Origin of the sequence: Gluconacetobacter entanii (assembly GCF_013155425.1) — a bacterium.
Taxonomy (GTDB): Bacteria; Pseudomonadota; Alphaproteobacteria; order Acetobacterales; family Acetobacteraceae; genus Novacetimonas; species Novacetimonas entanii.
Genome location: NZ_JABJWD010000085.1, coordinates 1 through 20,454 on the forward strand (window position 1 = coordinate 1; position 20,454 = coordinate 20,454).

The window sequence follows — 20,454 nt, forward strand, 5'->3', positions numbered from 1 at the left end:
CCGACAGATCATTCGCAGCGATGATTTATCTCACCGCCGCAATCATCAATTCGCGTTAATTCCCAACAGACCCTGGAAAAAGCTTCACCAAAAACTTCTTTACGACTGCCGTAACAGCGGCATGACCTGCGTGCGCAGCAGCGGGGCCAGCACGGGTTCCACCGTGCGATCATGCAGATCGACCCAGCGAAGTTCCGCAATTTCCGCCTGCGCCCGTGGCGCGCCCGACAGGTCCGCCCGCCATATATCGGCCCGCACCGTACACCCCGCCTCATGCGCGGCGGGGGCGGCATATTGCCCCAGCAGGCGCGCACTGCCCGGATGCAGGCCGCAACCCAGTTCCTCCGTCACTTCACGATGCAGGGTGGCAAGACCGTCCTCCCCCGCCTCGGGCTTGCCGCCGGGCAGCATGAACAGGTCCGTCCCCTCCTTGCGCACGCACAGCAGCGCGCCGTCGCGCACGATCGCGGCGCAGACGACGCGGATGTCGCGCGCCGTCATGGCTTGTCATCCCCCTTGAGCGGCGACATCAGGAAACAGAACGGCACCACCAGGAGCGAACCGATACCAAGGATCATGAACACCTCGTTATAGGCAAGGATCGCGATCTGCTTGGAAAACTGCTGGTACAGCTTGCCCATGGCGACGGAATTGACGACGGGTTCGGCAAAACCCCGCGCCAGCGCCGCGATACGCGCCTGCGAGAGGTATTCGTTGAAGGGCTGGTGAAACGGTGTCATCCAGTGGACCATATGGGTCTGGTGCGCCTGGCGCAGTTCCGTCACCAGCGCGGTCGCCCCCGAAATGCTGAGCGATCCCAGCACATTGCGCACCATGCTGAACAGGGCGGAGCCATCCGCGTTCAGTTCACGCGGCAGGGTGGCATAGGTGATGGTGGAGATCGGCACGAACAAAAATGCCATCGTTGCCGTCTGGCTCATGCGGAATAAGACGAGGTGGCGGAAATCGAGGGCCGGCACCAGTCGCGCCGACCACAGCATCGACATGCCCATCAGGAAGAAGCCGAAGGCGATGATGTAGCGCAACTGGATCTTCTTCATCGCCATGCCGACGATCGGGATCAGGATGATGACGGCCACGCCACCGGGCGACAGGATCAGTCCCGACAGGGTCGCGGTATAGCCCATGACCTGCTGCGCGAACTGCGGCACGATGATGGCGGAGGAATAGAGCAGCGCCCCCACCGCCCCCATCAGCGCGGTGCCCACGGCGAAATTGCGGTCCTTGAACACCCGCAGGTCCACTGCCGGTTTCTTGGTATGCAGCAGCCACAGCACCGCGCCGCCGATCCCCAGTACCGCGAGGATCGCCATGATGACGATGATGCGTGAACCGAACCAGTCCTCGTCCTCGCCACGGTCAACCGCGACTTCGAGGCAGCCGAAGCCGATGGTGATCAGGCCGATGCCGACGAAATCCAGCGGGGCGGCCTGCTTGCGCGCCCATGGCGGGTCGTCGATCATGAACGACACCGCCACCGTCGCCAGCGCGCCGACGGGCACGTTGATGAAGAATACCCACCGCCACGAATAATTGTCGGTGATCCACCCGCCCAGCGACGGCCCGATCACGGGGGCCACCACGGTCGCGATCGCCGTCAGGCCAAAGGCCGCAGCGCGCTTGGCGGGGGGAAAGGTGTCAAGGATGATCGACTGCTGGTTCGGCTGGAGCCCCCCGCCGAAAAACCCCTGCAGCAGGCGGAAGAAGATCAGTTCGGGCAGGCTGGTCGAAATCCCGCACAGGAAGGACGAGATCGAGAACATCGAAATACAGATCAGGAAGTATCTCTTTCGCCCGAACAGCTTCCCCAGCCAGCCGGAGATGGTCAGCACGATGCCGTTGGCGACAAGGTAGGACGTCAGCGTCCATGTCGCATCGTCATAGGTGGACGACAGGTTCCCCGCGATGTGCGGCAGCGAGACATTGACGATGGTGGTGTCAAGGATCTCCATGAACGCGGCAACCGTGACCACCACGGCAATCAGCCACGGATTATGCTTCGGCTTCCATGCCTGGTCGGCGTGGTCATCGGTGGGGGCTGCCGCCGCACTCATCGCGTATAGACCGTGGGTTCGACCGAAAGGCCCAGCGACAGCGGCACGTCAGGGCGCAGCCCTTCGTCGATCAGGATCTTGACCGGCACGCGCTGGACGATCTTGACGTAGTTGCCGGTCGCGTTCTCCGGCGGGAAGGCGCTGAAGGTCGAACCGGTGCCAAGCTGCAGGGAATCGACATGTCCCTTCAGCTTCAGGAACGGGTAGGCATCAACCGCGATATCCACCTTCTGCCCCGGACGCATGTTCGAAAGCTGAGTTTCCTTGTAGTTCGCGATGACCCAGACCTCGGGTTCCACGATGGAGAAGACCGCCTGCCCTGCCTGCGCAAGGGTCCCGCGCTCGATATTGCGCTGCGAGATCCAGCCATCGTGCGGGGCGCGGATGGTGGTCCATTCCACGTTCAGTTCCGCCTGACGCAGACGGGCTTCGGCCTCGTGCACCTGCGCCTGCGCCTGCGACACCTTGGTCTGGGTGCTGGAAATATTGGGCTCGACCGGCAGGGCCTGCTGCAGTTCGCCCTGCGCCTGCAGGACGCGGGCCTTCGCCGCGTCCAGCGCGGCGGTGGCATAGTCGATATCCTGCTGCGACGTGGCGGCGCGGGCGACGGAATGCTGCCTCCGGAAATCCGTCTGCGCGCGGAATTCCTGCGCCTGCGCGCCCTGCAGCGCGCCCTGTGCCGCCAGCAGGTGGCCGGGGAAATTCTTCTGCGCCACCGCAAGCATCAGTTCGGCGCTGGCCGCCTGCGCGCGGGCAACCTCCAGATTGGCGGCAGCCTGGTCACGCTCGGCGCGCCAGTCACGGTCGTCAAGCCGCGCCAGGACCTGCCCTTCGTGGACGAACTGGTTGTCGTTGACCAGAAGTTCGGTCACATACCCACGCACATGCGGCGCCACGGTGACCGCACGGCCCGTAGTGAAGGCGTCATCGGTCTCCACCTCCCCGCGATGCAGGAACCAGTACACCACCGCCGCAAGAACCAGCGCGACAAGGGCCACGATCATGATGATCTTGCGCGATGATTTTTCCGCGGGCTTGTCCTTGCCTGCCTGTCCGTTGTCTGGCGTCTGGGCTTCGTCACCGGCCATGTGGTTCCCTCATTTCGTGCGATTCGTATCCCGGTTCCGCGCAGCGCAGCCGCATTGACCGAACGGGTCGGTCAATGCATGACACGAACACGATGCGACTTCAACCATCGCGCACAGCTTATTCGAGTGGAATCTCCCGGCAGGCGGCCTACAGGCCAAACGCCTGCGTACGGACCATGCGGGCATAGACACCGTCCTGACGCATCAGGTCATCATGGGTTCCGCGCTCCACCGCGCGCCCCTCCGCCATCACGACGACAAGGTCGGCGGAGCGGATGGTCGACAGGCGATGGGCGACAACGATGGTCGTGCGCCCGTGACGTAAGCCCGCCAGCGCCTGCTGCACCGTGGCCTCGCTCTCGCTGTCAAGTGCGCTTGTCGCCTCATCAAGCAGCAGGATACGCGGGTTGCGCAGCAGCGCGCGCGCCAGGGCGACACGCTGGCGCTGCCCGCCCGACAGGCGCTGCCCCCCCGGCCCGACGAGGGTGTCGTACCCCTCGGGCAGCGCCATGATGAAATCATCCGCCGCCGCCGCACGCGCCGCCGCGCGCACCTGTGCCTCATCCGCGTGGCGGTCGCCCATGCGGATATTGTCCCCCACCGACATGTCGAACAGCAGCGAATCCTGGCTGACATAGGCGATGGCGTCGCGCAGGTCCGGCAGGATCAGGTTGCGCAGGTCCTCCCCATCCAGAACGATCCCCCCGCCCGAGACGTCATGCAGGCGCGGCACCAGCGACAGGGCCGTGGACTTCCCCGCCCCCGACGCACCCACCAGCGCCACGGTCGTGCCGGGACGCGCGATGAAATCCAGCCCCGCCAGTCCCATCCGCCCGTCGGGATAGACAAACGACACATCGTCAAAGCGCAGGTCCCCACGTCCGGGGGGCAGCGGACGCGCATCGGGCGACTGGCGCACGGCGGCGGGTTCGTCAATGACCTGAAAGACGCGCTGCAACCCGGCCATGCCTTCCTGCAGCGCGACATTGAGGGTACCCAGCGCGCGCAGCGGCCGCGCGGCCAGCAGCAGGGCCGCGACAAAGCCGGAAAAATCCCCCAGCGTCGCGCCCCCCTGTGTCGCGCGCCACCCGGCAAAGCCCAGCACCGCCGCCACCGCAATCCCGCCCAGTACCTCAAGCATCGGGTCAACGCGCGCGCGCCCCCGCGCAATGCGCAGCAGGCCCGCATGCAGCATGTCGAGGACATGGTTCGCGCGTTTCTGCTCCACCTCCTCAAGCCCGTAGACGCGGATGGTGCGCGCCTGCGCGAAACTTTCGGTCAGGAGAGCCGCCGTGCTGCCTGTCTGTTCATGGACGCCGCCCGATTCCCGGCGCAGGCGCTTGCCCAGCCTGCGCACCGGCATGGCGGCGATGGGATACAGCACGGCGGCGATCAGGCTGAGTTCCCAGTCCATATAGAACATCGAGACGATCAGACCTATGACCGTGACCGCATCGCCCAGCGCATTGGTCGCGCGGATCAGCGCCTCGCGGATGGAAACGGCGTCGGTGGTAAACCGCGCGGCCAGTTGGGCCGGGGCCTCCGCCTCGATGCGGGAGATGTCGGCATTGACCAGATGGGCGAACATCCGCCCCTGCAGGCCACGGATGACCGACAGGACCAGTCCCTGCACCGCGACACTCTGCCAGTATTGGGAAATGGCCTTGGCCGTGGTGATCAGGACCACCAGAATCGGCACCTGGTACAGGATGCGCCTGTCCTGTGCCGCGAACATGTCGAGCGCACGCTGGATCACCAGCGGATACAGTGCGCTGAAGATGGCCATCAGCGCCGTCAGGATCACCACGCCTGCGATGCGCAGGCGATAATGGCTCAGATCCTCGCGCCACAGGCGACGCACAAGTCCGGCCGTCGGTGCCGGGGCATGCGGATCGGACTGCACTTTGCCGGCGGCGTCGGGCCGCGTCGATCGAACAACGTTCATACGGCCCTATAAACTCCCGCACGCCTGAAATGCAAAACTGATCCCTGTTTTTCTCATAACGTTAAGTAACCGGGCGTGCTGTCCCTCAGCCCGCCAGTACCTGCCGCAGATGCGCAAGGCAGGCGGCACGCGCGGCTTCACACCCCCCCGCCAGCCACCATTGCCGCACCTGTTCCAGCACCTCGCCCACACGCGGGCCGGGCGTGCATCCCGCCGCCACCACATCACGTCCCGCCAGCGGGAACACCGGGCGCGGGATGCGGGCAATGGCATCGCGCAGGTCATCCCACCGCGCGTCGGGCCGCCCGAGTTCGTGAGCCTGACGCAGCCATGCGCGCGCGATCAGGATCTCCGCCGGGTCCGCCGCCAGCATGCGCGCGATATCATGCGCTGTCATGCCCGGATGCGGGGCGGCCCCGTCCCGCACCGCAAGCATGAAGCGCCCGTCCGCGCGCGACAGGCGCAGGCGTTGCGCGATCTCCGCCACATCCCCCGCAAACAGCGCGGCACAGCGCAGCAGGGGATCCACCGGCCCGTCGCATGCCAGAAGCCGACCAAGCCGCGACAGGTCGTAGCCTTCGGGCAGGATGCGGGCGAGGACGCCGGCATGCTCCATCAGCGCCAGCGTTTCCGCCACCCGGGGACCGGCAAGGATACGGCGCAGTTCGGACCAGATCCGTTCAACCGACAGGCGTTCAACCATGGGCGCAAGCGCGGTTGCCGCCGCCATCGCCTCCGCATCGGGCACGTCACCGCCATAACGGGCGTTGAAGCGGAAAAACCGCAGGATCCGCAGCGCGTCCTCCGTAATGCGGGCACGCGCGTCGCCCACGAAACGCACACGCGCCGCCGCAAGGTCCGCCTGCCCGCCAAACGGGTCATGCACCACGCCCGCGCGGTCACAGGACATGGCGTTGATGGTGAAATCACGCCGGGCCGCGTCCTCGCGCCAGTCATCGGTCCATGCCACCTGCGCGTGGCGGCCATCGGTCTGCACGTCGCGGCGCAGGGTCGTGATCTCATGCGGGCGGCCGTCGATCACCGCCGTCACCGTCCCGTGCGCCAGTCCCGTCGGCACCACCTTGATCCCCGCCGCGCGCAGGCGCGCCATCACGTCGGACGGGGGTACGGCCGTGGCAAGGTCCATATCCGTCACCGCACGCCCGCACAGCAGGTCACGCACCGCCCCGCCCACCAGTCGCGCATCGGGCAGGACATCCCAGATCCGCGCCAGCGTCGCGGCCGTATCGGGCCGCGTGCGGTACAGGCGCGCCAGCGGATCGGGCGTGGCGGCAGGCGGCAGGTCATTCATGGCCCGGCCCTCCCGTCGGCAGGTACTTCATTAGGGGGCGTCGTCATCGCCGTCACAACATTCCCCATCGCGGCAGGAAGACAGCCGGCCAAGGGGGAAGAAGACGTTACGGCTCCACACCCCGAGGCAGGGCACCCCGCAGTGATGCCCCGGCACCGCCAGCGCCGCGAGTTCGTAATAGACGGGGCGCGACACCCGCGCCTCGATCGGCAGGTCGCCATCGCCCGGCCTGACCTCGACATAGGGCACGGCCCCGGTCCCGTCCTCGTCACAGGGACGGTCCCAGTCGGCACGAATCGGATGCTCCGGCCCGGCGCAGATCACCTGGTCCACATTGGTGCGAAAGGAGAGGACCTGTTCGCGCCCGCAGCCACACCATTCAAGGCTGACGGCGACAAAGGGCGCGTCCTCCACCTCGATCGTGCCGGATTCCACCGGCGTCTGCAGCCGGAACACCCCCGCCGCATCACGCCGCAGCGTGCCGGCGAACAGGCAGATCATCGGTTTGCGCGTAATGGGTGAACCGCGATACAGCCACGTCCCGTCGCGACGGATCAGAAAAGGCAACGCCCCGCATGTCGTGCCCGATGTCGCGCCCGCCGTCCCCGTGGATGCGCCCGGCCCCTGCGCCGCCCCTTGCGAAGGCATGCCCGGGACGGCATCGTGCCCCGGCCGTGCGGGATCCGGTTGTCCGGTATCGGGGGACCCGGCGGCGGGGCGCATGCCACCGAATATGACTCTCGTCTCGAAATCGTCCGTCAAGTGCGTTAACCCGAACATTATGAAACCTTGCTTCACCTGATATAGGGAGCAACCCCGGCTTGATGAAACCCCCGGACGTGTCAGACTGAAGGAATGATGACCTCCGATGCCTTTTCTCCTTCCCGCGCGGAGCCTGCGAGCATGACGATATCCTCCCCCCCCGATGCCACACAGGCCGCGGCGATGGCCGACGCGACTGCCAGACGGCTGCATGCCGCCCGCGCGGAGGTCGGCAAGGTCATCCTGGGACAGAATCGCGTGATCGACCTTGCGCTGGTCTCCATCCTCGCGGGGGGGCATGCGCTTCTGGTGGGTGCCCCGGGACTGGGCAAGACGCTGCTGGTCACGACGCTGGGCCGGGTGCTCGGGCTTGATGCGCGCAGGGTGCAGTTCACGCCCGACCTGATGCCGTCGGACATCCTCGGCAGTGAAATCCTTGACGAGGACGCGCAGGGGCGGCGCAGCTTCCGCTTTGTCGCGGGGCCGGTCTTCTGCCAGTTGCTGATGGCGGACGAAATCAACCGCGCAAGCCCGCGCACGCAGTCCGCGCTGCTGCAGGCGATGCAGGAACACCATGTCGCAATCGCGGGCACCGACCACGCCCTGCCGCGCCCGTTCCATGTGCTGGCGACGCAGAACCCGATCGAGCAGGAAGGCACCTACCCCCTGCCGGAGGCGCAGCTTGACCGCTTCATGATGCAGATCCTGCTCGACTTCCCCGACCTCGAGGCCGAGCGCGCCATGCTGCTGGCGACCACCGGCGCGACGCAGGCCACGGCGGACCCTGTCATGAGCGCGGATGACGTCATCGCCGCACAGCAGGTCGTGCGCGCCCTGCCCACCGGGGAGAAGGTGGTGGACGCCATCGTCCATCTGGTGCGCGAGGCCCGGCCCGAAACCACCACCGACCCCACCATCCGCGAGGCCGTGGCATGGGGCCCCGGCCCCCGCGCGGCGCAGGCGCTGATGCTGGCGACACGGGCGCGCGCGCTGCTTGACGGGCGGCTGTCGCCCACGCTTGATGACGTGGCGGCGCTGGCGCAACCCGTGCTGGCGCACCGCATGGCCCTGACCTTTACCGCGCGGGCCGAAAACCTGAAGCTGGAGCAGTTGATCGACGGACTGCTTGGGCATCTGGGCTGACATGGGCCGTGGCTGATCGCATGCCCGTGCCCGCTTTCCTCCGACGCCTGTTTTCGCGTGCCGCGGACGCGCGCCCTGCCATGGGCGCCGCCGCTGGCGCGGCCCGGCCGATGTCCGCACAGGATGGGCCGGCCCTTGCGCGCGTGCTTGCCGCACGGCTGCCCGCCCTGATCGTGGCGGCGCAGAAGATCGCCCTGACGGTGCAGCAGGGCAGCCACGCCCGCCGCCGCGCGGGATCGGGGGAGAATTTCTGGCAATACCGCCCCGCACAACCGGGCGAGGCCGCATCGCGCATCGACTGGCGACAGTCCGCGCGCGGCGACCGCCCGTTCGTGCGTGAAAACGAGGCACAGTCATCGCAGACCATTTTCATCTGGTGCGATAACAGCCCGTCCATGGGCTGGCGTTCCTCCGACGCGGTGCCGGTCAAGGCGGAACGCGCGCTGCTGCTGGCGCTGGCACTGGCGGCAATCCTGCTGCGGCAGGGCGAACGCGTGCGCCTGCTGGGTCCGGATGGCGGCACGGTTGCGGCCATTTCGGGCAACAGTGCGCTTGAACGCATGGGCACGCTGCTGGTTGATGCGATGCGCCATCCCTCCGCCTCCGCGACCCTGCCGCAGGCCGGGCACCTTGCACGTAACGGGCGGCTGGTGCTGCTGGGCGACGGATTGTACGACCCGGACGCATTTTCGGGCCTGCTGCGCGCGGCACTGGCGCGGCAGGTGCGTACCAGCCTGATCGAAATCATCGACCCGGCCGAACGCGACATGCCCTATGCCGGGCGCACGCGCTTCATGGGGCTGGAGGACGAGGCCCCGCTGACCCTGTCCGCCGGGGGCGACCTGCGCGCGGCCTATCGCACGGCATTCGCCCGGCATCAGCAGCAGCTTTCGGACCTGTGCCGCGCGGGCGGGAACGCCATGATCGTGCATACCACCGATGACCCGCCCGAACGCGCGCTTCTGGCGCTGCGCACGCAGCTTGCGGCGGCACATCAGAGCGGCGGGGGAGCGCGCGCATGATCCTGACCGCACCGTGGGTATTATGGGCGTTCGTGCTGCTGCCGGTGGTCTGGCTGCTGCTGCGCGCGCTGCCGCCGCGCCCGCGTGAACAGGCCTTCCCCCCCATCGCCATCCTGCGCGGGCTTGGCGCGCGCAATGACGACGTGGCCCGCGCGCCGCCATGGCTGCTGGTCCTGCGCTGCCTCGCCGTTGCACTGGTGATCGCGGCCTGCGCGCAGCCCTTCATCACGCGTGAACGCGCGGGCATCACCACGTCGGCCGACACCTTGCTGGTGATCGACAATGGCTGGGCCGCCGCCCCCGGCTGGACGCAGCGCCTGCGTGCGGTGGACAGCATCCTGCAACGCCTGTCGCGCAACGGCCATGCGGTGCGCCTGCTGCTGACGGCCCCACCCGCCGGGGATGAACCGGTGCGGGTCAGCGGGCCACAGGATCCGGCCATCCTGCGCACGACGCTCGACCCCACCGAGGCGCAGCCATGGGGCGTGGACCGCCATGCCGCGACCTCGGCGCTGCAGGCGCTGGTGCAGGGGGGATGGCATGGGCCCGTGCTCTATCTGGCCGATGGGCTGGCAACACCGGACGATGCGGCCTTTGCCGCGGCCCTGCGCGCCGTGGGGCCGGTGCGCGACCTGCGCCTGCCCGATGCGGACATCGTGACCCTCGCCCCCGGCCATAATGGCAGCGAGGCGCTGGACCTGCGGCTGCGCACGGTGCCGCGCCCCGTCCTGCGTGAACTGGCGCTGCGGGCGCAGACCATCGACAACAGCACGCTGCAGGTTGTCCATGTGACGCTGCCGCCGGATGCACGGCAGGCGGACGTGCGGCTGAACCTGCCGGTCGAACTGCGCAACCAGTTGGACCATGTGGACGTCGATGCAATCAGCGGTCCCGCCAGCGTGCGGCTGCTGGATGAAAACGACCGCAGGCGGCCCGTGGGCCTGATTTCGGGCAACGCGTCGGACACGCCCCTGATGGGCAGCCTGTTCTACCTGCGCCGGGCGCTGGCGCCGGGGGCGGAACTGCGTGAAGGATCGCTCGACAGCCTGCTGTCGCGGCCCCTGTCCATCCTGATCGCCCCGGACGGCACGCTGGGCAGTCCCGATGCACGCCACAAGGTCGAGGAGTGGGTGCGCAAGGGCGGCACGCTGATCCGCTTTGCCGGCCCCCTGCTGGTGCAGGCCGCTGGCGGACCGGGGCTTGCGAACCCCACCTCCCCCCCACCTTCCGCCGATGCGCCGGGGGCGAACGTGCCGGGGACGAACGCGCCTGCGGCCGATGCGCTGCTGCCGGTGCAGTTGATGGATGGGGAGCGTGTGCTGGGCGGCGCGATGTCGTGGAGCAAACCTGAACACCTTGCCCCCTTTGATGCGCAGTCGCCGTTCCACGACCTGCCGGTTCCCGGCGACGTCACGGTGTCGAAGCAGGTGCTGGCGCGGCCATCGACCGACCTTGACACCCATACCTGGGCGCGCCTGACGGACGGGACGCCACTGGTCACCCATGCGGCGCTGGGCGCGGGACAGGTCGTGCTGTTCCATGTCACCAGTACGGCGGACTGGTCCAACCTGCCGCTATCGGGGCTGTTTGTCAGCATGCTGCAACGGCTTGGCGAACGCGCGGTGGGGATCGAAACCCCGGCGGACCAGAGCCTGCTGTCGCCTTACCTGACGCTGGACGGCGCGGGGGTGGAAGGACCGCCGCCCGCAGGCGCGCAGGCCGTGCGCGCCGATGCGTTCGGGCATATCGCGGTTTCCGCCATCCACCCACCGGGCCTGTATGGGCCGCGCGCGTCACGCCGGGCGCTGAATGTGGGGGACGAGGCCGGGGAGATGCTGCCGCAGAACGCGACCGGCACGATGATGGACCTGCGCGGGCAGGCCCCGGACATCGCCCTTGGCCCGATCCTTGCCGTGCTGGGACTGGCGCTGATCCTTGTCGATGGCGTGGTGGCGATCCTGCTGCGTTCGGGTGGCGGGCGGAAGGCCGGGTGGATTTCGGGACGCATGACGTTTCTGGCCCTTGTCATGGCGGGGGCGGCGCTGGCCTCCCCCGCCGGGGCGGAGACGCGCGATTACCCGGATGAGCCCAGGGTCATCGTCGATCATCCGGACGCCTCCTCCTCCGTGCCGGGGGCGGCGCTGGAGACGCGGCTGGGCTATATCGTCACCAACCATGAAGATATCGACACCGTCTCCCGCGAGGGGCTGCAGGGCCTGTCGGATTACGTCAATGCCCGCACCTCCGCCGTGCTGGGCCATCCCGACGCGCTGGTGCCCGAACGCGATGACCTGTCCTACTATCCCATGATCTACTGGCCGGTGACGGCGGACGCCACGACCACGCCCGCGCGCACGGCGGCGCTGAATGCCTATATGCGCCATGGCGGCATCCTGATGATCGACACGCAGGGACAGGACCCGGCCACGGCGCAGGGGGGCAGCGACAACAGCTTCACCGGCTCTGCCCCCGGAACGGCCGCCGCCCTGCGGCGCATGACGGCGGGGCTGGACATCCCGCCCCTGATGAAGCTCGATGACCATCATGTGCTGACGCACACCTTCTACCTGCTGCATGATTTCCCGGGCCGTTATGATGGCATGCCGGTCTGGGTCGCGCAGGAAGGCGACAGCACCAATGACGGCGTCAGTCCCGTCATCATCGGCAGCAATGACTGGGCGCATGCCTGGGCGGTGGACGACAGCGGCAACACGCCCTATGCCACCATTCCCGACGGGGCGGAGCAGCGGACGCTGGCCTACCGCTTTGGCGTCAATGCCGTGCTGTATGCCCTGACGGGGAATTACAAGGCCGATCAGGTCCATGTCCCGGCCCTGCTGAAACGCCTGGGGGAATGATGCCGTCTCTTGACCGCCTGCATCACATGATCGGCTTTCAGCCGCTGGTGCCGCCCTGGCTGCTCTGGGCGCTGGGGGCGGCGCTCCTTGCGATGGGCGCGTGGGGGATCATCCGCCGCGCGCGCGGGACCACGTGGCGCGTGCTGGCGGGGGCCGGGCTCGTGCTGTGGCTGTCGGGGCCGCAGCGCCTGAGCGAAAGCTGGCGTCCCCTGCCCCAGACGGCGCTGGTCGTGGTGGACCAGTCGGCCTCCATGTCCATCCGCGACCGCGCGGTCATGGCGCACCACGCCGCCGAACGCGTGCAGGAGGAAATCGGCCATATCGACGGGCTGCAGACCCGCACCGTGACCGTGCGCGACGCCCACCATGACGGCACGCGCCTGTTCGCCGCGCTGACACAGGCGGCGTCGGACATCCCGCCCTCGCGCCTTGCCGGGGCGGTCATGATTACCGACGGGCAGGTCCATGACATCCCACCCAAGCCCCCCGAAATCCTGACGCCATCGGACGGGCATGACCATCACGTCACGCTGCCGCTGCATGTGCTGCTGACCGGACGGGGGGAGGAAACCGACCGCCGCCTGCGCATCCTGCAGGCCCCGCCCTATGGCATCGTGGGACAGGACGTGACGGTGCGTGTGGAGGTGGACGATCTTGGCCGTCCCGATGCGCGGGGGGCTGCGACCGAACTGACCATGACGCAGGGCGGCGCGCAGCCCAGCACCCGCACCGTCCAGATCGGGCAGCCACAGGACATCACCCTGCCCGTCACCCGTCCGGGCCCGATGCTGGTGGGACTGTCGGTGCCGGAACTGCCGGGCGAGGCATCGGGCGTCAACAACCAGGACATCGTGCGCATCAACGGCGTGCGCGACCGCCTGCGCGTGCTGCTGGTCTCCGGCACGCCCAACCAGGGCGAGCGCGTCTGGCGGCGCCTGCTGAAGGCCGACCCGTCGGTCGATCTGGTCCACTTCACCATCCTGCGCCCCCCCGACAAGGATGACGGGACGCCGCTGTCGGACCTCGCGCTGATCGCGTTTCCCGTCAACGAACTGTTCCAGCAGAAGATCGGGCAGTTCGACCTCATCATCCTCGACGGGTTTGAAAATCACGGCATCCTGCCGCAGGCCTACCTGCGCAACATCGCCAACCATGTGCGCGAGGGCGGCGGCCTGCTGCTGATTGGCGGGCCGGAGTTCGTCGGGCCGGGATCGTTGCAGGATACGCCCCTGTCGGAAATCCTGCCCGCCCATATCCAGCCCGACGGGGTCATGGACGAGAAGTTCCGCCCCATGCTGACCGAGGCGGGGCAGCGCCATCCGGTGACGGCGAACCTGCCCGGCGCCCCGACATCGGCCACCGGTCCGGGCTGGGGGCCATGGTATCGCAGCCTGCAGTCGGATTCCGTCAATGGCGAGGTCCTGATGACCGGGCCACATCAGCAGCCTCTTCTGGTGCTGGACCATGCGGACAAGGGGCGCGTGGCCTTCCTGCTGTCGGATCAGGCGTGGCTGTGGTCGCATGGGGAGGGCGGCGGCGGCCCGCAGTCCGAACTGCTGCGGCGCATTTCGCACTGGCTGATGAAGGAGCCGGAGCTTGAGGAAAACCAGCTTGAGGCGGAGATCACGGGCGGGGTGCTCAACATCACCCGCCGCTCGCTCCTGCCCGCACCACCGGGGACGGTGCGCGTCACCCATCCCGACGGCACGGTGCAGCAGGTTCCCCTGACCGCCACCGGCGCCAAGGGTGTCACCACCGCGCATGTTCCCGCCCACGAGAACGGGATCTGGAGCGTGCGTGACAGCGACGGGCACGAGGCCTTTGCCGCGCCCCGCGCCGAAGACCCGCAGGAATTCGCCGACCTGCGCGCCACCGCCACCCGCCTGCAACCGCTTGTGGCGATGACGGGCGGGGGTATGCACTGGCTGGGCGACAGGCCGGAGGCCCCTTCCCTGCCCGCGATGCGGATGGTTGACGGCGCACCGCATTCCACTGCCGCGCGGTTCGACTTTCCCGACCGTCATGCCCATGTCGTGACGGGGCAGCAGGCCCGGGCGCTTGTGCCCGCATGGATGGTGCTGTGCTTCGTGCTGGCGATGCTGATGATCGGATGGTGGCGTGAAGGACGCAGGCGCACGTAAGACAAAGTTTGCGTTCCCCCGCCGCCGTGCGATATTGCTGCACCATTGGTTATGCAGGCCTGCATCGCGTACCGGGCGCAGCGTTCATTTACGGGACAAGACATGATTTCCAGACCAGGCATCGGGTTTCTTGCGGCGTTTTTCCTGTCGGCTGTTCCTGTCATCGCAATGCCGCTGCACATGGCCCACGCGCAGGAGGCCGATGATGCGGAGGCCGAGGCCGAGGCCGCCGATGCCGCCAAGAAGGCGGAGGCCCGCCGCGCCGCCAAGGCCGCGGCCCCGCCCGCGGCCCTGCCTGGTGCGGAATCGAACGAGGAAGAACGCGGGCATGCCAGCAACGACATGAACCCGACCGACGCCCTGTTCGATGCGATCAACCGTGGCAGCCTGGGCGCTGCGAAAGAGGCGCTGAACCGCGGGGCGGACATGACGGCGCATAACGTGCTGGGGCAGAGCCCGCTGGACATGGCCATCGACCTGAACCGCAATGACATTACGTTCCTGCTGCTGTCGATGCGCACCTTCTCCGATTCAGATCCGCATTTCGCCTCTGGCTCGGCGGCGGATTCGGAGATGGATGAAGCGGCGGATACGGTCCGCACCCCGCCCCTGTCCGGACGGGTCAAGCGGGTTGATTCGCGCTATGACACGACCGGCGGCCATGCGAAACCGGCGGCGGGCTTCCTTGGCTTTGGTGGTAGCTGAGGCATAGCCCCCCAGAAACCTCTGACTGTTTTCAGTCCGTCGCGGTTTCGGGGTGCTGTGCAAGGATGCGCGCCTCCGCCATGCGGATTTCATCGACGATCTGCGCCACGCTGCGCCTGCTGTCGTGCCCCACCCGTGTCAGCAGGATGAATTCGACATTCATCGGCTTGGGGGAAAAACGCTGGCTGCTGACGCGGTAGCGTTTATAGCCCCGCGTAAACACCGACACCTGCCCCAGCGCGCGGTTCGCCGCGACCATGTCCGGCAGGGAAATCATCCCGTCCGTGCTGTAACTCGTCGCGATCCAGCGCACCGGCAGCGTCTGCAGCAGGCGGGTATAGGCCCCGGTCGCACGGTCGCGGTAATTGTAGGCACTGCGCCGCACGGTGCGCCAGTCGGTGCGGATCGCGGCCTTGTCACGGCCGCTGATCTTGGGTGAAAGCGCAGGCTGGTCCCATAGCGCGATGCTGTTGAGGACATGGTAATTCGCGCCATAGGGATGCTGGTTGTAGGGCGGGTCGATATAGGCGATGGCCGGCCCGCGCAGATACGCCCCCAGGTCGCGCGCCACGTCCTGCGCATCGGCGCGCAGCACCACATTGTCCCGTCCGTTATCCAGGAATGTCGCAGGCCGCAGGCACAGGTCGGCCGCGATCCGGTACAGCGCGGTCCCCGTGCGCCCGCCCCATCCGTTGTGAAATCCCTTGAACAGGCCGCTGGTATTGCTGTTGTAGCACGCACTGAACAGCAGCGGCGCCAGCAGGCAGGCCCGTTGCGCGGGCGACAGCAGGCCGCGCGCTTCCCACACCGCCACCTGTTCGCGGATGGCGTCGATCCGCCGCCCGTTCTTGCGCATGTAGAACATGCGGTCGCGCGTCACGTCATAGGCATCGTCATCATCGGGGCACAGATGCCGCGTCACCCACCCATCCACCGGCGGCAACGCATTGAGGCGGGCGATGACCTCCTCATACGCCACACCATCGAAAAAGCACGGTGCGCGCTGGGTCTGAAGGTAGCAGCGGCCAAGGACCTCGCCATAGGGTTCCCAGTCATTGGCGATGACACGGAATCCCATCTGCTTGGCCAGCCGCCCGACAACCCCGGTCCCGGAAAACAGGTCGATGAAATCGGCGGCGCGCGGGTCCTCCCCCGTGGCGCGGATCGCCCTGACGATCAGGTCGAGCAGCTTGCGCTTGTTGCCGATATAGGGAATGAGCTGGCTGAACAGGAAATCATCGGTACTGTTCGCGGAATGTGCGGTGCGGTTCCATTCCATCGCCTGCCACCGGCCCCGGACAGTTACGCCCGGGCCTGTTCACCCCCCTGTTCCGCGCGCAGTTCATTGCGCAGGATATCAAGCTGCTGCAGTTCGCCCGCGCGCTCGAAATACCAGAAGGTCCAGCCATTGCATGACGGCGCGTTCGTCAGCGTCGCGCCGAGTTTATGGATCGACCCCCGGTGCCCGCCACTGATCAGGGTGCCATCGGGAGCCACCGTGGCGAACACGCGCTTCTGCCGGTCCATCAGGATCGTGCCCGCCGGCACCATCCCGCGCTCCACGAGTGTACCGAACGGAATGCGTGGGGATTCGCGCCGTGCGGGCGTGGTCAGCACACTGTCGAGCGGCACCGGCTTTTCACGCCGGGCGCGGCCGATCGCGGCCTCGGCATAGTCGGGATGGCGTTCGATCCCGATGAAACGCCGCCGCAGCCTGCGCGCCATCGCAGGCGTCGTCCCCGTCCCGGTAAAGGGGTCGAGCACGACGTCATCGACATTGGTCGAGGCAATCAGCACGCGATGCAGCAGGCTTTCGGGTTTCTGCGTCGGGTGCAGTTTCAGCCCGTGCTCATTACGCAGACGCTCCCCCCCGGTGCACAGCGGCAGGTACCAGTCCGAACGCATCTGCACGTCGTCATTGAGCGCCTTCATCGCCTGGTAATTGAAGCGATAGCGGCTGTCGGGACCACGCGCGGCCCAGATCAGCGTTTCATGCGCGTTGGTGAAGCGCCGCCCCCGGAAATTGGGCATGGGATTGGACTTGCGCCAGATCACGTCGTTGAGGATCCAGAACCCCAGATCCTGCAGGATCGCGCCAATGCGGAAGATGTTGTGGTACGACCCGATGACCCAGATCGTCCCGTCCTTGCGCAGGACGCGCCGCGCCTCGCTCAGCCATGCGCGGGTAAAGCGGTCATAGGCCTGGAGGTCCGCGAACTTGTCCCAGTCATCATCGACGCCATCGACGATGCTGTCGTCCGGGCGACGCAACTCCCCACGCAATTGCAGGTTATAGGGGGGATCGGCAAAGACGCAGTCAATCGACCCCGTGGGCAGGGTCTGCATCATTTCCACGCAGTCGCCGCGCAGGATCTGGTCCAGCGGCAGTTCCATCATGACTGCACCGCTCATGAGTTTGTCAGCATGATGGCTGCTCCGCATTCTTGGGGGTAGGTCGGGCCGCGGATCGGGCACGGGATCGGGTCGGGGACGGGTTCAGGGACCGGGCAATGGTGCGTACCGTGCCGAACGCGGCGCGGTGGTGCGGCGTGATCCCATCGGTACACAGCGCCATGCGATGGGCGGCGGTGCCATATCCGGCATTGCGTTCCCAGCCATAGCCGGGCCAGCGCACCGACAGGCGTTCCATCAGGCGGTCACGGATGACCTTCGCCACGATGGAGGCGGCGGCGATCGACAGGCTTTTGGAATCACCACCCACGACGCATTGCGCCACGCAGCCGAAATCCGGCGCCGCGTTGCCATCGACCAGCACGAGGTCAGGCACCTGCGGCAGGCGCGCAACCGCGCGCTGCATCGCGATATGGGCGGCGCGCAGGATGTTGTGGCGTTCGATTTCGGCAACCGACGCCGCGGCCACGCCGATCAGGGCGGAGGGAAGCGCCTGAAGCTCCGCAAAGGCGCGCAGGCGTGCGGCGGGCCGGAGCTTCTTGGAATCATCAAGGCGGGAGGCAAGGTCATCGGGCACGCCATGCATGAACATGACGGCGGCGGCCACGACCGGCCCCGCAAGCGGGCCGCGTCCGACCTCGTCCACGCCCGCGACCCTGCCGCCATGTGCTCTCTCGCGTGAGTAATCTGGCATTCACCTCTTCCCGACTCGCTACGAACCGCGCTGTCGCAGCCCGATTCGCATGCGAATTCCGCTCTGGAAGGATGAAAACCATTTTTAAGTACTGTTGCGCAAGATGCTCTGGAATCAACGAGTCCCTTAAAATGAAAAAAAAGCGACTCGATGGCTTTCCTCAGCCTTTGCGGCGGGGAACAAACAGCAGTGCAAGCAGCGTCCCGATGGCCGCCGCGATGCCCAGCGACGTCAGCGGGCGTTCGCGCACGAACGTCACGGCCTTTTCCAGTTTGCCCTCGGTTTCCTCATAAAGTTCGGCGAACTCCTCCCGCGCCATGCCGGACAGTTGATCGACCTTCCCTTCCGCCTGCAGGCGCGAATCCCCCGTCAGGCCGCCAGCGGCGTCCTTGACGCGGCCGATCCCCTGCTCCACGAGACCTTCTGCCTTGTTTTCAAGTGCTTCGCTCTTGTTGTCGGACATGTTCAATGCTCCTGCATCTGTCTGTATGTGTTTCCAAGATTCAACGCGTTGCCGGAAAGCACGTTCCCTTCGGCTATTGCCTATCTTGCACGATAATGCGTTGATTGCCGACCGCCATGCCCACGACCCAGCCTCCATCCTCCTGCGCGATCCCGCCATCGCGGCGGCGTATTGTCGCCATGATCGTTGCAAGCATGCTGTTCATGGAACAGATGGACGGCACGGTACTGACCACCGCGCTGCCGACCATGGCGCGGACCTTTGGCGTGGATGTGGCGCAGACCGCCGTGGCGCTGACGTCATACATGCTCAGCCTTGCGATCTTCATTCCCGCCTCCGGCCCGATGGCGGACCGTTTCGGCGGGCGGCGCGTGCTGCAATGCGCGATCGCCGTCTTCATGGCGGGATCGCTGCTGTGCAGCGTGGCGCCCGGCCTGTGGCCGCTTGCCGCCGCGCGCATGCTCCAGGGCATGGGGGGCGCGATGATGGTGCCGGTGGGGCGACTGGTCATCTTGCAGAACGTTCCGAAATCCGCGCTGATCGGGGTGATGTTCTGGATGATGCTGCCTGCGACGCTCGGGCCGATGATCGGGCCGGTGGTTGGCGGCGTGCTGACGACCTACCTGTCGTGGCGCTGGATCTTCTATATCAACATGCCCGTCGGACTTGCGGCCATCGTGCTGACGCGCATTTTCATCCCGCAGATCCGCGCGCCCGAAATCGTCCCGTTCGACGTGCGCGGCATCATGCTTTCCGGCGTGGGGCTTGCCGCGCTGATGCTGGGGGTGGAACTGTCGAGCCACGGGCAGATCTCGCTGATGGCGATGCTCGGCCTGTGCGCGGTGGGGATCGCGGGGCTTGCGGCCTATGCCCGCCATGCCCGCCATACCGCCCATCCCGTGCTGGACCTGTCGCTGTGGCAGGTTACGACGTTTCGCGTCTCCGTCTGCGCGGGGCTGTTTTCCCGCCTTGCGACGGGGGCGGTCGGGTTCCTGCTGCCGTCCTTCCTCCAACTGGAATTCGGCCTCAGCGCGGCATATAGTGGCGCGCTGACCTTTGTCGCCCCCGTTGGCGCGCTGCTTGTGCGGGTGCTGGCGGTGCGGGTGTACCGCCGCTGGGGATTTCGCAACATCCTTGCGCTCAATGCCGGCGTGCTGCCCGCGGCATGCTTCTTCCTTGCGATGGTCGGAGCGGACTGGCCCTTGTGGATCCTGGTGGTGATGATGCTCCTGCTGGGCATGTCGCAGGCGTTGCAGTTCACCGGCTACAACACCATCGCCTATGCCGACATGCCCACCGGGCGGATGAGTGCGGCGACCAGTTTCTACTCCACCGCGCAGCAGATGAGCCTGTCGCTGGGCATCTGTGTCTCGGCCGGTGTATTATCGCTCAGTCGCATGGCCTTCTCCGCCCCCACGACGGGAGAGGCGACGGCAGGCACGTTCAGCGCGGCATTCGTGACGATGGGGGTGCTTGCGGTGCCAGCGTCGATGCTGCTGGCGCGACTGTCCCCACGCGCGGGCGCTGAAATCAGCGGGCATGTGCGCGAAGGGAGCGCCGCGCCACCAAACTATAACAAAAATTAAATCGACACTGAAACATTCATCTTTATAACAAAAAAGACCCTTATCGAGACGTTACATTCCAATACTTTATGCGCCTGTCCCTTAGACGTTACCCTGAATCGAGCCCATCCGCGCGCCCTGGCGAACGGCCAAACTTCCCCGATCTACGTGATGCAACCTGTGGTGGAAAACTGACCTGAACATGGATACCCCAAACCAGTCCCCGTCATCCCCTTCCCCCACCAGCAGCAGCAGGCCCACTCCCCCTC

Annotated in this window: 16 protein-coding genes; 6 read left to right on the plus strand and 10 right to left on the minus strand. The window is 66.9% G+C overall.

Annotation, left to right across the window (positions count from 1 at the left end; all coding sequences use genetic code 11):
• Positions 1–99 precede the first annotated feature (99 nt).
• From HNH97_RS14070 to HNH97_RS14095, 6 genes are all read right to left on the minus strand, one after another.
• Positions 100–501, minus strand: a complete 402-nt coding sequence (locus HNH97_RS14070; RefSeq protein ID WP_171791298.1) for an NUDIX hydrolase — start codon at positions 499–501, stop codon at positions 100–102.
• Positions 498–2,075 carry a DHA2 family efflux MFS transporter permease subunit gene (locus tag HNH97_RS14075; protein ID WP_171791299.1) on the minus strand — a complete coding sequence of 526 codons (1,578 nt, stop codon included), beginning with the start codon at positions 2,073–2,075 and terminating at the stop codon, positions 498–500. The genes HNH97_RS14070 and HNH97_RS14075 overlap by 4 nt, the downstream gene beginning before the upstream one ends.
• A complete protein-coding gene (locus HNH97_RS14080; protein ID WP_110912142.1) occupies positions 2,072–3,163 on the minus strand; it encodes an HlyD family secretion protein in 1,092 nt (363 codons plus the stop codon). Before HNH97_RS14080 ends, HNH97_RS14075 begins: the two co-directional genes overlap by 4 nt.
• Positions 3,164–3,311: 148 nt before the next feature.
• Positions 3,312–5,108 (minus strand): ABC transporter ATP-binding protein, encoded by a 1,797-nt coding sequence (locus HNH97_RS14085; RefSeq protein ID WP_216657674.1) that lies wholly within the window; start codon positions 5,106–5,108, stop codon positions 3,312–3,314.
• 85 nt (positions 5,109–5,193) lie between these two features.
• Entirely contained in the window at positions 5,194–6,420 is a 1,227-nt protein-coding gene (locus HNH97_RS14090) for a CCA tRNA nucleotidyltransferase (protein WP_171791300.1), read from the minus strand.
• 30 nt (positions 6,421–6,450) lie between these two features.
• Positions 6,451–7,068, minus strand: coding sequence for a DUF1285 domain-containing protein (locus HNH97_RS14095; protein ID WP_110912221.1), 618 nt, complete (start codon positions 7,066–7,068; stop codon positions 6,451–6,453).
• A gap of 207 nt (positions 7,069–7,275) precedes the next feature.
• On the opposite strand from HNH97_RS14095, the gene HNH97_RS14100 reads away from it, so the two are divergent.
• The 5 genes from HNH97_RS14100 to HNH97_RS14120 all read left to right on the plus strand — a co-directional run bounded on the left by HNH97_RS14100 (position 7,276) and on the right by HNH97_RS14120 (position 15,051).
• A complete protein-coding gene (locus HNH97_RS14100) occupies positions 7,276–8,325 on the plus strand; it encodes an AAA family ATPase (protein ID WP_171791301.1) in 1,050 nt (349 codons plus the stop codon).
• Positions 8,326–8,435: 110 nt separating this feature from the next.
• Positions 8,436–9,347 carry a DUF58 domain-containing protein gene (locus tag HNH97_RS14105; RefSeq protein WP_244949473.1) on the plus strand — a complete coding sequence of 304 codons (912 nt, stop codon included), beginning with the start codon at positions 8,436–8,438 and terminating at the stop codon, positions 9,345–9,347.
• A complete protein-coding gene (locus tag HNH97_RS14110; RefSeq protein ID WP_171791302.1) occupies positions 9,344–12,205 on the plus strand; it encodes a DUF4159 domain-containing protein in 2,862 nt (953 codons plus the stop codon). Before HNH97_RS14105 ends, HNH97_RS14110 begins: the two co-directional genes overlap by 4 nt.
• Positions 12,205–14,346, plus strand: coding sequence for a VWA domain-containing protein (locus HNH97_RS14115; RefSeq protein ID WP_171791307.1), 2,142 nt, complete (start codon positions 12,205–12,207; stop codon positions 14,344–14,346). Before HNH97_RS14110 ends, HNH97_RS14115 begins: the two co-directional genes overlap by 1 nt.
• A gap of 102 nt (positions 14,347–14,448) precedes the next feature.
• Positions 14,449–15,051: an ankyrin repeat domain-containing protein gene (locus HNH97_RS14120; RefSeq protein WP_110912219.1), complete on the plus strand. Its 603-nt coding sequence runs from the start codon at positions 14,449–14,451 to the stop codon at positions 15,049–15,051.
• Between the two features lie 31 nt (positions 15,052–15,082).
• Here HNH97_RS14120 and HNH97_RS14125 read toward each other — a convergent pair whose 3' ends face one another.
• From HNH97_RS14125 to HNH97_RS14140, 4 genes are all read right to left on the minus strand, one after another.
• Positions 15,083–16,330, minus strand: a complete 1,248-nt coding sequence (locus HNH97_RS14125; RefSeq protein ID WP_171791303.1) for a DNA adenine methylase — start codon at positions 16,328–16,330, stop codon at positions 15,083–15,085.
• A 23-nt stretch (positions 16,331–16,353) separates the two neighbouring features.
• Entirely contained in the window at positions 16,354–17,463 is a 1,110-nt protein-coding gene (locus HNH97_RS14130; protein WP_110912136.1) for a site-specific DNA-methyltransferase, read from the minus strand.
• 7 nt (positions 17,464–17,470) lie between these two features.
• Positions 17,471–18,157 (minus strand): ribonuclease HII, encoded by a 687-nt coding sequence (locus HNH97_RS14135; RefSeq protein ID WP_171791304.1) that lies wholly within the window; start codon positions 18,155–18,157, stop codon positions 17,471–17,473.
• A 160-nt stretch (positions 18,158–18,317) separates the two neighbouring features.
• Positions 18,318–18,620 (minus strand): CsbD family protein, encoded by a 303-nt coding sequence (locus tag HNH97_RS14140; protein ID WP_110912134.1) that lies wholly within the window; start codon positions 18,618–18,620, stop codon positions 18,318–18,320.
• 116 nt (positions 18,621–18,736) lie between these two features.
• On the opposite strand from HNH97_RS14140, the gene HNH97_RS14145 reads away from it, so the two are divergent.
• The gene (locus HNH97_RS14145; RefSeq protein WP_216657675.1) at positions 18,737–20,206 is read left to right on the plus strand and encodes an MFS transporter; all 1,470 of its coding nucleotides are present in this window, start codon (positions 18,737–18,739) and stop codon (positions 20,204–20,206) included.
• Positions 20,207–20,454: the final 248 nt, after the last annotated feature.